This is a genomic window from Collinsella sp. HCP3S3_E11 (assembly GCF_052067375.1).
GTDB lineage: Bacteria > Actinomycetota > Coriobacteriia > Coriobacteriales > Coriobacteriaceae > Collinsella.
This window is the reverse complement of sequence record NZ_JBQHQI010000016.1, coordinates 1-13450: the sequence shown is the minus strand read 5'-3', so window position 1 is coordinate 13450 and position 13450 is coordinate 1. Positions and strand designations below refer to the sequence as shown.

Genomic DNA, 13450 nt, shown 5'->3' with positions numbered 1-13450 from the left:
AATGACAAATTGTCGCTCTGGGTGGCGCGCAGCGTCGACCGGTCCGCCGTTCGTTAGAACGGCGGAACCTCTAGAGCAGCGTAACCTCGAAGGCGCGCTTGTCGGTGGCGCCGGGAGCCAAGGTGATGGTGTTGACCTTGTGCTCGAAGACGTCGTCCTCGGTGTCCATGGTGGTATGTCCGGTCCAAGGCTCGAGCGCCACGAACGGGGCGTCGTTGGCGGCAGACCACACGCCAATGTACTTAAAGCCCTCAAAGTCAATCTTGACGCCGTGGCCCGACTTGCGACTGCGCAGCGTGAGCGTGGAGCCCGGGGTATCGGTGAACATGATGGCGTCGTTGTCGAAGCTACGGTGTGTGATGGGCAGCACGTCCGAGTTATCGGGAGCCTTGTAGCTTCCCTCGAACGTCATAAGGCCATCGGGCGTGATGATGGGGGCCTCGTTAGTCCAAGCCTCGGTAAACGCCAGCTCGTAATCCTCGAATGCCTCGTCCTCGGCACCGGGAACGGGCACGTTAAATGCGGGGTGGCCGCCCACCGAAAACGGCAGGTCCACGTCGCCGGTGTTGGTGACGGCAAAGGTCTGCGTAAGAGTGGCGTCGCCAGTCAGGGCATAGGTCATATTGAGCTTAAAGTGGAACGGGAAGGCCTTGAGCGACTCGGGCGTATCGGTGATCTCGTAGGTGACGGACGAACCGTCCTCCGACACCTCGACCAGCTTGTGCTCCACGATACGCGCGATGCCATGGCGCGCCATCTCGCAGCTGCCGGCCGCAGACGTCGCCGTGTTGTTGCGCAGCGAGCCCACAATGGGGAACAGGATGGGCGCATGCTTGCCCCAAAAAGCGGGATCGCCCTGCCACAGATACTCGTTGCCGTTGAGGGCAAGGCTCGTGAGCTGGGCGCCCATGGAATCGATGGCCGCGGTGAGGCCGCCGCGCCTGATGGTAGTGACGGTAGACATGCTACTTCCTCCAAAAGTAAACAATAGTGTCGAGGACTATTGTCCCACTCTTGGCGGCGGGACGGGACGGCAGGCGATTATTGAGTAGCCATAGCGGAAATGGGCGGCGAGCGCCTACTGGGTATCCACGTAAAGGTCAAACCCGCCCTGCGAGGTGGTGTCGACCGTATCGGGCGCCCGCGAGTTAAAGCTCGCGGGAACCATTCTTTTCGAGGCACGAAAACGCGTGCCGTCGGTGGCGACAGGTGGCTCATCGACCGTAAGTTCGTAGTCGCCGGGCTTGAGCTCGATACCGTCACCTTCGGAATTGACGTATTGGTGCTCGTCGATCGCTTGTCCCTTGAGCGTACGGCCCACGATATGGATGAGCATCTGGCTGTCGCCGCGCGCGGTATCCCACGTCGCGCCGTCCTTGACCTCGACCGACACATGCACCGAGCGCGTACGGCTGAGCGATTGTTCGACGGAGATCTCGACCTTGGCGGCGTCTTGGCGCTGCTGCTCAACATGGCTCCAAACGCTGCCGATTGCCGAGCAGGCGATAACGCCGGCCATGAAGGCGATGAGGATGGGGCCGAGCGGAGAGCGCCGGCCCGCGCCTTCCTCGCGAGCCAGATCGGGGCGATGCGTGGGCGCAGGCGCCTGGGCGCCCTGCGCGGGCACGTCGAGAATGCTAAAGGATGCCGTGCTGTCGGGGTCGATAGTGTGACGCGGCTGTGGGGTCCTTGCCGGCGAGATGGACATGTCGGCCGGCTCACCCAGTGTGGCCGTGGCGTCGGCCTTTGCCTCGTCGGCCTCAGCCTGGGCCCAGGCCTGTTCAAAGGTTAGGGGTTCGGCCGAGTCGGAAGCGGCATCCGTCTCGACGGCATCGTCGCCGCTCTCGTCCTCGTCGCTCGACACGTCATGCGGCGCGGGCTCGTCCCACTCCTCGTCCGGAACCTCGCCCTCGCTATACCACCATTCAAAGTTATCGATATCCATACGGGGCGCCCCTTAGGCCTCGCAAATAAACACTTGCTAGCCTTATACCCCCAGACGGCACGAGGGCTCGCACGGAATGCGAAAAGGACTGCTCCTTTGTCGCATCGAAACGGATCTGTTTACGTTTAGCCGCGGGTAATCTTATTTCTCAACAAGAAGTCGACTGCCCCCACGATTCTGATGCCATCGATGTCCGTTGGATGGTCGCCATCCCTGACAATCAGGATCTTCTCATACGAATCAGGAATTTTTCCTAGCGTGCTTAGCTTGAGCGGTCGCAGCTCGCGTTCCCTCGTCGCCTCGGCATCGATCCGTTCGGTAACCTGGATATATTTGCGGTCTGATCCCTCGCCGATTGCGACAAAGTCGATTTCCCCCGCGCGTAGATGGCCGCAAAACACTTCGTATCCTTCAAAGACAAGCTGGTTGTAGATAACGTTCTCGAGCATCCTTCCGCTATCGCTACCTCTATATCCGTCAAGATAGCTGCGAATTCCCGTATCAGCTATGTAATATTTACCGCCTGTCTTAAGAAGCTCCCGCCCCTTGATGTCATACCTTTTTACTTTGGTAAACAGGTACGTCTCTTCCAGAGCGTCAATATATGCCGACACCGTCGATGCGTTGGTCTTACCGCCCGCTGATTCGTTGAGCGTCCCTACGATTTTGTTGACCGAGGTTTGGTTGGAGATGTTGTCTGTCAGATACGCACAGAGCCGCTCGAGAACATCGCGCTTGGTGATAGCTCCGCGACCCCTACGCGTCACACGCGACAGGATATCGCGCGCGACGATCGTCTGGTAGAGGCTACGGATATAGTCGCGACACAGCTCACGTCTCGGCTCATCATGGGCCAGAAACGGCATGCCGCCATAGGTTATGTACTGCTCAAGCACGGTATTTGAATTAAGGCGATCGCCCGTCTTGGAAACAAGTTCGACCCTCTCACCAAGCCCTTCAGCGGCGACCGCATCAATCGAGCGAAAATCAAGATATTCGCCAAACGTGAGAGGCTGCATCTTGACCTCGACATATCGGCCCGAGATAAGCGTTGCGAGCTCGCTCGATAGCAAAAAGGCATTGGAGCCCGTGACATAGATATCGCACGGCAAATCCACTCGGAGCGAGTTGACCGCCTTTTCCCAACCTTCGACATTCTGGAGCTCGTCAAAGAACAGGTAGGGATGATCGATGCCGTCGATGCGCTCCCGAACCATACGATAAAACGTCAGATAATCCGTAATTCCCGCGTACTCTAGAGATTCCATCTTAAAGGTCAGCAAACGCTCGGCTGGCACCCCCTGTTGCGCCAGATAGTCCCTCATCATGTCCAATAACGTTGATTTGCCACAACGGCGTATGCCCGTCACGATTTTGATGAGGTCGGTATCCTGAAAAGCAATGAGTCGATCAAGATAACGGCTTCGGCGAACGATATCCATAGAGTCTCCCTAGCGCCCGACCAGACATGAAATCTTATAAACTTGCATTTTTTGCAAGTTTATAAGATGTTACCTTAGAAACTTGCAGAATTTGCAAGTTTATAAGGCATGGAATGTGACAAACGGACTGCCCCTTTGTCACATTAGCTTGGCGCTGCTCATGTGCCTGTTCTCGGTGTCATGCTTCACGCACTTCATGGACGTGGCACGCCGCCGCCATCCCAAGTCGATGGTACTCGCAAGCTCGGTTAAGCCCATGGGTTTAGCGTCGGCATCACGTTTGGCACCGCAGTGGGCGGAGCCGTGGTAAGCAACATTGGCATTGCGTACGTAGGCGCAGTGGGCGCCGCGTTCTCGCTTGTGGCCTGGGCGCTCACGCTGGTGACGATTAAGCTCGCCCGCTGGGAACGCCGTCATCAATCAACACAGCCCCGGATGCAGGCATAGGGGCGAACATAGTCCAAGGTGGCAAGCAACCGGTGAAAACCGTCCCATACGAGTAGTGTCTATCCGCCTGCAAGCTCCAACAGTGCAATTTCGTGTATTTCAAATACACGAAATGCGCGTGGGGCAACTCAAAGGCGGCGGCAGACACATTGTCTGCCGCCGCCTTTTATCCTGGATTTTATAGATATGTGGGGCGTTTACTCCATACCCAGCAGCTCGCGCATCTGGGTTGCGTAGTTAGATGCCATGTTGCCGTAGACAATCTGCACGCCGCCGTTAACATGCACGATGCCACGCGCTTCGAGCTTTTCGGTAAACTCGGCGTCATCAACCACCTTGTCACAGTCATTGAGCTGGATGCGCAGACGGGTGAAGCAGGCCTCGACAGACTTAATGTTGTTGTCGCCGCCCACTGCCTCAACGATGGCGGGAATGAGGTCGCTGATCACGGTCTTGGGAGCCTTTTCGGCCTCATCGCCAGACTCTTCCTCACGGCCAGGGGTCTTTAGATCCTTCTTAAGAATGATGAACTTGAAGACGAAGTAGTACACCACGAAGTAGATGGGGCCGAGGAACAGGATAACCTGCCAGTTGGAGCCCTTGGCTGCACCCATAATGCCGTTAAAGATCAACGACAAGAGCGGGCCGCCAAAGGATGCGGAGCCGGCCACGTTGAACTGCAGGATATAGGTCAGCGCATAGGCAAGACCAGCCATGAGAGCGTGGAACACGTAGAGGATGGGCGCGATAAACAGGAAGGAGTACTCGAGCGGCTCGGTAATGCCGGAGAGGATGCAAGGCACCACGATGGCAATCATGAGCGCTGCGGTCTTCTTCTTGTTCTTGGGAAGCGCCGTCTTGTAGAAGGCGAGTGCAGCACCGGGCAGGCCGAACATGGCGAAGATAACCTTACCGTTCATGACAAAACGGCTGACCTCGATGTTAAACGGCGTGCTAGGAGAGCCCAGGATCGCGTTGTAGATATTGATAGCGCCCTGAACGGTCTGGCCGTCGATGGTCTCGACGCCACCGAGCGACGTGAAGAAGAACGGTAAATAGACAAAGTGATGCAGACCAAAAGGCAGGAGCATGCGCTCGCCAGCGCCGTAGACAAATGCACCAAAGGCACCCGTAGTCTTGATGAACTCGGACAGCGCACCGAGAGCGTTCTGGATAAACGGGAAAACAAAGGACATGACCAATGCGAGGACACTGCATGAGAGCAGCGTTACCGCCGGGATAAAGCGTGTGCCGTTGAAGATGGAGAACACGGCAGGCAGCTCAATCTTGTAGTAACGGTTATGCAGCCATGCGACGATTGCACCCACCAGAAGACCGCCGATAACGCCCGTGTCGAGCGTGGTGATACCGAGGATCGTGCTCTGGCCCGTCGTAAGATTGGCGGGATCGATAACGCCAGTCGCCGTAAGGAACGTGCCCATCACGGAGTTCATGCACATGTAGCCCAAAAAGCCACAAAGCGCCGCGGTAGCCTTCTCGGACTTGGCGAAGCCATAGGCGAGGCAAATCGAGAAGATAACCGGGATGTTGCTCATAACGATGCCGGCTGCGGCCTTAAGAATCGAAAAGAAAATCGCAAAGCCCGGAGCAGCAAGCCAGGGAACAGCTGCCGTAAGGGTGGGGCTGGTAAAGGCATTGCCAAAGCCCTGAAGGATGCCGGCGATTGGCAGGATCAGGACAGGCGTCATGAGGACTTTGCCCAGGCGCTGGAACTTTGCCAGCAGCTCATCTTTGTTCATGGGATACCCCTCTTAAAGAAACGGGGCGTGCAGTTCTACAACCCACACGCCCCATAACAGTTATCAAACGCTATGGAACTAGCTACTTAAGCTCCGGCCAGTAATCCTTATTGGCCTCGATGAGCTTATCGAGCACCTTACGCGCCTTCTTTGCGTCACCGACCAGACGATTAAGCGTGAGTGCCTGCAGGGCCTTCTCGTAGGAACCCTCCATCCAAGCCTCAACAGTCAGGCGCTCATAGGCGTACTGGTTCTCCATAAGACCGCGATAGAAGGTGCCAATCTTGCCAACAGCATAGGGCTGCGGGCCATTGGCGCCCACGCTTGCCGCGACCTCGACCATGGCGTCATCGGGCATACCCTCGATAATGCCGTTGTTGGGCACGATGACAATGAAGGTCTTGTTGGTGTTGCGATAAATGGCCGAGGTGATTTCCACGATCATATCGCCATGAGCATCGTTCTGCACAACCGAGGAGTTCTTTGCGGTGCCGACTTTGGCAACACGCTCGCACTCGGCGAACACGCGCTTCTCGCGACCGTTGATAACCTCGTCGGAGCGAGTGTAGTCGGGGTCGAGGTGAGCGACCTTGTACTCGGGATACAGATAGTACTGCAGATAAGTGTTGGGCAGATAGTCGGGGAAGTCCTCGAGCATATCCTTGACCATGGCGTAGGTATCAAGCCAGGACTGGTCACGCTGCTCGGCATCGGCAGGAAGGAAGCCGTTCTTCTCCGTGTACTCCTTAATCTGCGGGACGAGGTCATGGCCCTCTTCATCGTAGATGTGCTTGAACCAACCGAAGTGATTGAGGCCAAAGTACACAGGCTCCGTCTTGCTCATATCGCGACCGAGCAGGCGACCGTAAGAGCGCATGAGGTTGACAGGCTGGTCGCAGATGTTGAGAACGCGATGCTCATCGGGCAGGACGCGCTCGAGACCATATGCCACAATAGCAGCCGGATTGGTGTAATTGATAATCCACGCCTCCGGGCTATGGGCGCGAACGTCGTTGACGATCTCAACCATGTCATGCATGGAGCGCATACCGTAAGCCATGCCGCCAGGGCCCACCGTTTCCTGGCCGATGATTCCCATATGCAGCGGAATCTTCTCGTCCTTGCTACGCATCTCGTAGCCGCCGGTACGAATCTGGCAGAGCACAAAGTCGACGTCGGTGTAAGCCTCGTCCTTATCGGTGGTGTAACCAAACTCCACACCGGGCTCCTCCTCGGCGAAGAGAATCTTGCCAAACTCGCCGATCGGACGCTGGCGCTCGGCATCGATGTCATAGAGCATCACGCGGTTCAGCGGCAGAATGTCCATGTGCTTGGTCAGGGCTTTAAGAATGCCAGGGCACCACGTGGAGCCGCCGCCAACGATCACAATATTGAGCTTATCCTTCATGTTCCGTCCCTCCAGGGTTGGCTGATCGGTGTTCTCGAAGACCTTGGGCTCCGCGGCTGTCCTCGGCTTGCTTCGTTTCGATTGGTATTTTGCGACATAAGGTCATTTGCAAGTCCCCGTGTGGGCCAATGCGAAACGGGGACACATGATTTCGCTCACGACACAGATATGTGTAGGCAGACACGCGCGTTTGCCCAGTTCATGGGCAATAGGCAATCTTGACCGATTACCGATTTCTCACCTGGCTACACAAAGCGGTACCATATGTACGGCGAGGTGCGAGGGGCTGAAACATCTTATGAAAGATCAAGAATCTTTTTATGATCATGTGCGAGCTGGCGAGAGCAAGCTCAACGATCTCGAAAGCGAGATCATGCGCTACATCATCGAGCTGCGTGATGATATTGACGATGTCACGCTTAAGAGCGTTGCCGAACGGTTCTTCGTCGCTCCCAATACAATCGTCAGGCTTGCCCATAAACTTGGCTTCTCGGGGTTTACGGAGCTCAAACAATCGTATTCCGCCTCGCTCGATCGCAATCGATTCACTATCGAGGCACTTCCTCTTGATACCCAGCTCGTACAGACCAAAGATCTGCTTAACGACCGGGTCATCGATTCGGTTGTGAGTCTTATCCAGGACGCCTCGCATATCGTCTTCTTCTGCTCGGGCTTTTCGAAATACCCGTGCCTCGAGATGGCTGAAAAGCTCAAAATAATGGGCAAGAATACCGACACGCTCAGTGAACGCCACGTCATGAGGCATTACGCAGAACTCCTCGGCAAAAACGACCTGGTCTTCAGCGTTTCCGTAAGCGGCGAGACGCAGGTGTCTATTGACGCCACATCGATAGCCAAAACGCGCGGATGCAAGGTTGTCACGCTCACCGGCTTTTCTCGAAATTCCCTCTCGAAACTAGCCGACTACCCTATCTACACCGTGCAAAAAGAAATCCGCTTGGGCAGCATGGACCTCGACAGTCGATTGATGTTCTATTACGTTTTCGAATTGATATTTGAGCGCTACTTCAAACTGGCCAAGAAATAAAACTTGGTATGCGCCCGGCTTCGACTCTTTAGCAGCCTTCTATATGAAAGGTATCGCCCTATGCAACGCGTACTGTTTATCTGTCATGGGAACATCTGCAGATTCAGAAAAATGCCTAGCTAGTTAGGATCCCGGCGAACCATATCGCGTACCTTACGACGTTTTTACGACTTTGAGCCCCGATGCGATATTGCCGTGATGGAGAAAAGCAACTCCTTTCGCCTTTCCCCAGTAGCTGAAGAACGGAGAATCGAGCATAAGCATTCCTTTCCGGTCGTCTCAAACCTCTGCAATTTGGAGGGTAAATCGCGAAAGCTAATATCTCAAACACCAGAAAAATCAAGTCGATGACCTCGCTCAACATTCACGATGTTAGTGTCGGAAAAATTTAGCCAAATATAGTCGGCCGAGATTGACCAATCCCGGCCGACCCATTTTGGCCAACACGCCCGCATCTATGACTTTCCTATCGCATTCCTACATCCCCTCGGGCTGGATCCCCCTCACCTTCACCGCCTGGGGGACGGCCTCCACCGAGTACGTGTCGAGCCCCCTGCCGCGGTAGCTCGGGCCCCGCATCACGAACACCGACGCCTTGTCGAGCAGCCTGTCGAGGGCGGCGTGTTGGCGCCACCAGCGTAGTGGCGGCGGGGAGGCACGGTGGCCATTATTCGGTGACCGGGATTGGTCAAAATCGGTTGACTATTAGCGGCTAAAATCGCCCGGCGCTAACAACGACGCCCACCATCGCATGCTAGTTACAAGAAGCGGATGCACTAGTATTCTTTCAATCGACTTGCAAACCCCTTCAAGCGTCCAACGCAATGGCGTGCTTTCAGACGCAACGCCTCCTTGCGTCCGCATTATTGCTTTGTTAGACTCTACGGAAGAATTCAGCGCAGGCCCATATGCCAAGCCAGCGCCCCGGAAAGGAAAAGGATTCGTGAAGCTGTAGACGATACATATCGACGCCAATTTGCAAATTGCCATCTATCCAAGAATAAATCTGGCTGCACATTTGTCGTATCGTCTTTTCACTGATCCTCGTATATCCTAAACACTACCTTTGCGAGCATTGCCGTCGACTCATTTTCTTTCAGCTTGACTCGAGTCGACGGGCGTTCACGTTGGTCGGAACGAGCCAATCAGAGCATATGCGGCAAAACGCGGCCTCCCATGCCGAGGAGGCACAATGTCAAGAACCAATTTGAACAGCTCCACCACCCTCGTTCTTTCCCATATTACTTATGCATATCCTGGCAGCGCAATGCCCGCACTCGACAACGTGTCGGCGACATTTGCCCCCGGCTGGCACGGCATCGTCGGAGACAACGGGTGCGGGAAATCAACTTTCGTCCGCATTGCGTGCGGACTTCTGATTCCAGATCGCGGCGTCGTTTCACCGCGTCTCGTCTCCGCATATTGCGCGCAAGAAGCCGGAGTCGAACCGCCCATGCTCTTCGATTTTGCGTGCGACTTCGCCCCGGCGACCACGCACCTCAGAAGGATGCTCCGCATCACCGATGATATGCTCTGGCGTTTTTCCGAGCTCTCCGGTGGCGAGCAGAAGAAAATTCAAATAGCCGTCGCGCTTTGGCAGAATCCCGATCTTCTGGCAATGGATGAACCGACTAACCATGTGGACGCAGAATGCAGAAGGCAGATTTGCAAAGCACTCGCCGAGTACAAGGGTATTGGCCTCCTCGTCTCGCACGACCGTGCGTTGCTCGACTCCTTGGCAAATGACTGCCTGTGCTTTGAGTCGGGGCACGTCACCATGCGCCCCGGCAACTACTCCCAAGCTCGCTCGCAGGCGAATCTGGAGCGCGAAAGCGCGGCGCGGGCCAAATCGATTGCGCGATCCGAAGAAAAGCGCATGAAGGCTGAGTATATCAGGCGCGTTGAAAACGCCTCACGGTCCGCATCCAAGAGAAGCGCCCGTCATGTCGATCCGAAGGATCACGACGCGAAAGCACGAATCAAACTCGCCATTCTCACTGGCAGAGACGGCGTTGCGGGCAAGCTCGCTTCGCGCATGGACTCCCGAATCCAGCGCGCGCAAGCCGCCGTCGACGCCCACCATGTCGAAAAGCGCTACGAAAGCACCTTGTGGATGGAAGCGCAACCCAGCCCGCGCAAAACACTGATTCACGTCAGCTCAGATCGCATACCGTGCGGCCCGAGGCAATCTTTGCGGGTTCCCGAGATTTATCTGGGAAATACCGATCATCTGGGCATAAGCGGCCCCAACGGAGCGGGGAAAACAACACTGGTCAAGCATATCCTGGAGATATTGGAAGGCCGCAAGGCCACGGGATTGGACATTCGCACGCTGTATATCCCTCAGGAAGTCGACGATTCATCCTCAATTGAATTCCTCTCGGAAATCAAGGACCTGCCCCAAGCCGAACGTGGAGCCCTGCTTTCGATCGTTGCGCAACTCAATTCGGATCCCGAACGAATATTGTCCGGCGAGAACATCAGCCCGGGGGAGCTGCGGAAGCTCATGCTCGCCCGCGGTATACTAGATGCCCCCGAAATCATCGTCATGGACGAACCCACGAATCACCTGGACCTGCACTCGGTGGAGGCACTCGAGCGAGCGCTTTCCGCCTTTCCCGGCGCGCTTGTTTTGGTGAGCCATGACGAGCAGTTCCTCTCGGCCTCATGCCCCCTCCGCTTGGATTTGGCCCCAGAAGAGGAGCACACTATTGGTCAGCCCCTCCTCTAGCGCTCAGGCATGTCTTCTGCAAGCCGCCTTCTTCTGATATCCCCTCCCCCGTTTTGCAAGCAACTCAGCGCAAATGGCCCATCCCCCTCAGCCTGAAGGCTCAGCGACACCAACGATACCGACGATTCAATATCTGGATGTCCATATTTGCCCCATCTGGGTGATTATTAAATTGTGTTTGTTCCGTGATTGAATACTTTGTCATCATTACGCCCCACTTCTTCTCATCAGAGGACGTCGAGAACGACAGGTCCTTGCGAAATAATCCCAGCTCAGAAGCTTATGGCATGATGTGCTCACCGAGTGCTCGATGACGGTTGACGAATCGTCGGTAATATCCAATTTTAGGAAAGAGGTGTGTATGACCCGACCGAAGATCATGCGCGGACCGTTTGAATGCGGCTCCATCTCAACAACCAGTACGGCAATGTCGTCTATAAAGGAGTCTTCGGCGAGCATGCCGACTTGTTCTGAACGAGCTGTTCGACATGCCCTGAAGGCCGAAGAGATGTTCTCTCGCGTCATGTATCGCCAGATTCTTTGTGCCCACACGAAGCTCCATGGGGCAATGTTTGGGGACGATGATCTTCATGCCGCAACAAGAAATGTCGAGGAGATCTTGCGCAACGTCCTGCGCCTCTATCTCGATGTCCACGGCGAGCCGCAACGCGGAGTCAGCAAATAATTGGATTGAGAGGAGTTCGAGTATGAGGAAATTGAATCAGTTTATGAAGTTCGATTGGGAAGCTTTTGCGAAAGGCAAGCGTTTCCTTTGTGTCGGAGGTGGTAAATGGGTTGATTAAAACACCAAAGAGCATCGCGGCACCAAGATCGACGTGGTGATCACAACCGATAACACGCAGTATCACCAAAACGAAGGCGAGGTGGTCAGCAATCGTTTCGAGAAGCTTTCCATCAAGGTTTCGAACGATATCGAGATTCCCGTCAATCAGCACGTCATTCCCACCGGCGTGGTCGCAAAGGTTTACGGTGATTATCGCAACCAGTTGTCCATCACGGCGGACGGCATTACCGTCATCCCCGCGAAGGGCTAGGTGATTGTGGTGCGTTACTCCAGTGGCGCACCGGCGATCGTGTATTCGACCCCCAGCGCAAAGCTTTGTGTGCTGGGGGTCGCTTTATTTGCGGTCGCCGCGTGCGTTTATTGCATCGGGCTATTCGTGAACACCATTCTTGCGCCCATCGCCATAGAGCCCAGTACGGTGATGGCGTTTGGCGGCAACCTTACCTCCGCAGCGGCCACTCTTAGCCTCGCTGGGACCATGTTGTTTGCGGGAGGGATCACACATTACGTCATGCTATCTGAATCAACACGGTTGCATGCACGCATTAGGAAGGGGCTCTTTGATCCACGTTACGGGAATCCTCTACACCTGCGAGAAGGCGAGCTTCTTCCCGACATCTCTTGCAAAGAGACGGCTCCTGGACAGTTCGAGCTCGCCATCTCAACCTCATCCTCAACGGCAGAAGAAATATCGAAGATGGGACCTAGCATTAGCTCCCGACTTCGCGGAAGGTTCTCCCGCTACGCCGTCGTACTTGCCGAAGCAGACGTCGCATGCAATCAAGTGACCTTCTTCCTTGAAGATGTGACGTTGCATCGAGAGATCAAGGCATCGCGTGTCGAGGATTTGTGCCCGGCGAACGCCTACGAATTCCGCGTTCAAAACGGCACGAGCATCGACCTCCGCACCTCCGGTTCCATGCTCATCGCTGGAAAGACCACGGGCGTGATCGCCCTCTTGCTCCAAGCCCTGTTGGCTGGTCCTGACGGACACGGATCGCAAGTCCTCATCATAGACCCCAAGCAGGCCGAGCCCTCCCGACTTCCTCGCGTGGTTTCACTGAATGCTGACAGGGACGCTCGCGCAATCCTGTCTGCGTTATCACGGTTCGCCGACAGCATCAAAGAGCGACAGAGCTTCCTCAACGACAGGTCGACAGAGACGGGAGACGCCGTGCACTGGTGGGATGCGAGGCTTCACGTTTCGCTTCTCTTCATGGATGAGTACGTGGCACTCCGCACGCTGTTTCCCAAGCGCGCGAGCAAGGAGGACCCCGATTACTGCCTCGCGACGTTTGATGGGCTGGTGAAGCGCATCGTAACGATGGGGGCGAGCGCGGGCTGCTACGCCATCATCTCGATCGCCGAGGCGTCTGTTGAGGAGGGGGGCTTGCCGTCGATGCTGCGCTCGGCGTGCAGCACCCGCGTCCTCTTCAAGCCGACGCTTCCCGAGGCGCGGCTCATATGGGGCGCGGAACGCCTGCTCGACCTCGGTGCACCTCGCACCTTCTCCCCGGGCGACGCTTGGTTCAGCAGTACGGACGGGGCGCACGACCGCATCGGCTTTGTGCATTTTCCGATCATGGACTTCCCCGTGTACCGCGAGCTTGGGCGGCTCCTTGACCTGTACTTCAGAGAATAACCACCGCGGGGTCCGCTTCGCGCAGCAAAAGCGGACCCCGTCGATTGTTCCATTACTTGAAATTCTGCTCATTTATGCGCCTTGGGGAGCTTGTTATCCCAAGGCGCACCCGGGACTGCGGACGATTTCTTGGACCGTTACGCGGCCCTTCCCAGCGCGGCGCGGAACTCGGCCGGCGTGCGGCCGCCGAGCGCATCGCTGCGCCTCTCCGTATTGTATCGG

Annotated in this window: 12 protein-coding genes; 7 read left to right on the top strand and 5 right to left on the bottom strand. The window is 56.0% G+C overall.

The features are described from left to right. Positions 1-70: 70 nt before the first annotated feature. The 3 genes from ACTM86_RS08020 to ACTM86_RS08010 form a co-directional block, all read right to left on the bottom strand. Positions 71-964 carry an aldose 1-epimerase family protein gene (locus ACTM86_RS08020; protein ID WP_427719707.1) on the bottom strand — a complete coding sequence of 298 codons (894 nt, stop codon included), beginning with the start codon at positions 962-964 and terminating at the stop codon, positions 71-73. A 114-nt stretch (positions 965-1078) separates the two neighbouring features. Beyond that, positions 1079-1945, bottom strand: a complete 867-nt coding sequence (locus ACTM86_RS08015; RefSeq protein WP_154518349.1) for a hypothetical protein — start codon at positions 1943-1945, stop codon at positions 1079-1081. Positions 1946-2070: 125 nt separating this feature from the next. Beyond that, positions 2071-3387 (bottom strand): ATP-binding protein, encoded by a 1317-nt coding sequence (locus ACTM86_RS08010; RefSeq protein WP_441016979.1) that lies wholly within the window; start codon positions 3385-3387, stop codon positions 2071-2073. A gap of 115 nt (positions 3388-3502) precedes the next feature. On the opposite strand from ACTM86_RS08010, the gene ACTM86_RS08005 reads away from it, so the two are divergent. Then, the gene (locus tag ACTM86_RS08005) at positions 3503-3697 is read left to right on the top strand and encodes a hypothetical protein (RefSeq protein ID WP_441016976.1); all 195 of its coding nucleotides are present in this window, start codon (positions 3503-3505) and stop codon (positions 3695-3697) included. Then, positions 3691-3834, top strand: coding sequence for a hypothetical protein (locus tag ACTM86_RS08000; RefSeq protein WP_441016973.1), 144 nt, complete (start codon positions 3691-3693; stop codon positions 3832-3834). Before ACTM86_RS08005 ends, ACTM86_RS08000 begins: the two co-directional genes overlap by 7 nt. Positions 3835-4031: 197 nt before the next feature. Here the strand turns inward: ACTM86_RS08000 and ACTM86_RS07995 are convergent, their stop codons facing one another. Both ACTM86_RS07995 and ACTM86_RS07990 read right to left on the bottom strand, forming a co-directional pair. Further along, positions 4032-5594, bottom strand: a complete 1563-nt coding sequence (locus ACTM86_RS07995) for a PTS transporter subunit EIIC (RefSeq protein WP_427794056.1) — start codon at positions 5592-5594, stop codon at positions 4032-4034. An 82-nt stretch (positions 5595-5676) separates the two neighbouring features. Continuing rightward, on the bottom strand, positions 5677-7002 hold the full coding sequence (locus ACTM86_RS07990; RefSeq protein WP_089573127.1) for a 6-phospho-alpha-glucosidase: 1326 nt from the start codon (positions 7000-7002) through the stop codon (positions 5677-5679). Between the two features lie 298 nt (positions 7003-7300). Here ACTM86_RS07990 and ACTM86_RS07985 point away from each other — a divergent pair, with 298 nt between their 5' ends. The 5 genes from ACTM86_RS07985 (at position 7301) to ACTM86_RS07965 (ending at position 13228) form a co-directional block, all read left to right on the top strand. Further along, positions 7301-8050 carry a MurR/RpiR family transcriptional regulator gene (locus ACTM86_RS07985; RefSeq protein ID WP_117757480.1) on the top strand — a complete coding sequence of 250 codons (750 nt, stop codon included), beginning with the start codon at positions 7301-7303 and terminating at the stop codon, positions 8048-8050. Positions 8051-9242: 1192 nt separating this feature from the next. Then, positions 9243-10781, top strand: a complete 1539-nt coding sequence (locus ACTM86_RS07980) for an ATP-binding cassette domain-containing protein (RefSeq protein WP_441016970.1) — start codon at positions 9243-9245, stop codon at positions 10779-10781. A 361-nt stretch (positions 10782-11142) separates the two neighbouring features. Then, a complete protein-coding gene (locus ACTM86_RS07975) occupies positions 11143-11466 on the top strand; it encodes a hypothetical protein (protein WP_117734898.1) in 324 nt (107 codons plus the stop codon). Between the two features lie 154 nt (positions 11467-11620). Further along, positions 11621-11836 (top strand): hypothetical protein, encoded by a 216-nt coding sequence (locus ACTM86_RS07970; protein WP_117743463.1) that lies wholly within the window; start codon positions 11621-11623, stop codon positions 11834-11836. Between the two features lie 126 nt (positions 11837-11962). Next, a complete protein-coding gene (locus ACTM86_RS07965; RefSeq protein ID WP_441016964.1) occupies positions 11963-13228 on the top strand; it encodes a hypothetical protein in 1266 nt (421 codons plus the stop codon). The last annotated feature ends 222 nt before the right edge of the window (positions 13229-13450 follow it).

What these genes read in the sequence shown, in the direction of transcription:
- ACTM86_RS07990 (WP_089573127.1), bottom strand. Translation starts at nt 7,002, where the DNA reads ATGAAGGATAAGCTCAATATTGTGATCGTTGGCGGCGGCTCCACGTGG.
- ACTM86_RS07995 (WP_427794056.1), bottom strand. Translation starts at nt 5,594, where the DNA reads ATGAACAAAGATGAGCTGCTGGCAAAGTTCCAGCGCCTGGGCAAAGTC.
- ACTM86_RS08015 (WP_154518349.1), bottom strand. Translation starts at nt 1,945, where the DNA reads ATGGATATCGATAACTTTGAATGGTGGTATAGCGAGGGCGAGGTTCCG.
- ACTM86_RS07980 (WP_441016970.1), top strand. Translation starts at nt 9,243, where the DNA reads ATGTCAAGAACCAATTTGAACAGCTCCACCACCCTCGTTCTTTCCCAT.
- ACTM86_RS07975 (WP_117734898.1), top strand. Translation starts at nt 11,143, where the DNA reads ATGACCCGACCGAAGATCATGCGCGGACCGTTTGAATGCGGCTCCATC.
- ACTM86_RS08010 (WP_441016979.1), bottom strand. Translation starts at nt 3,387, where the DNA reads ATGGATATCGTTCGCCGAAGCCGTTATCTTGATCGACTCATTGCTTTT.
- ACTM86_RS08020 (WP_427719707.1), bottom strand. Translation starts at nt 964, where the DNA reads ATGTCTACCGTCACTACCATCAGGCGCGGCGGCCTCACCGCGGCCATC.
- ACTM86_RS07985 (WP_117757480.1), top strand. Translation starts at nt 7,301, where the DNA reads ATGAAAGATCAAGAATCTTTTTATGATCATGTGCGAGCTGGCGAGAGC.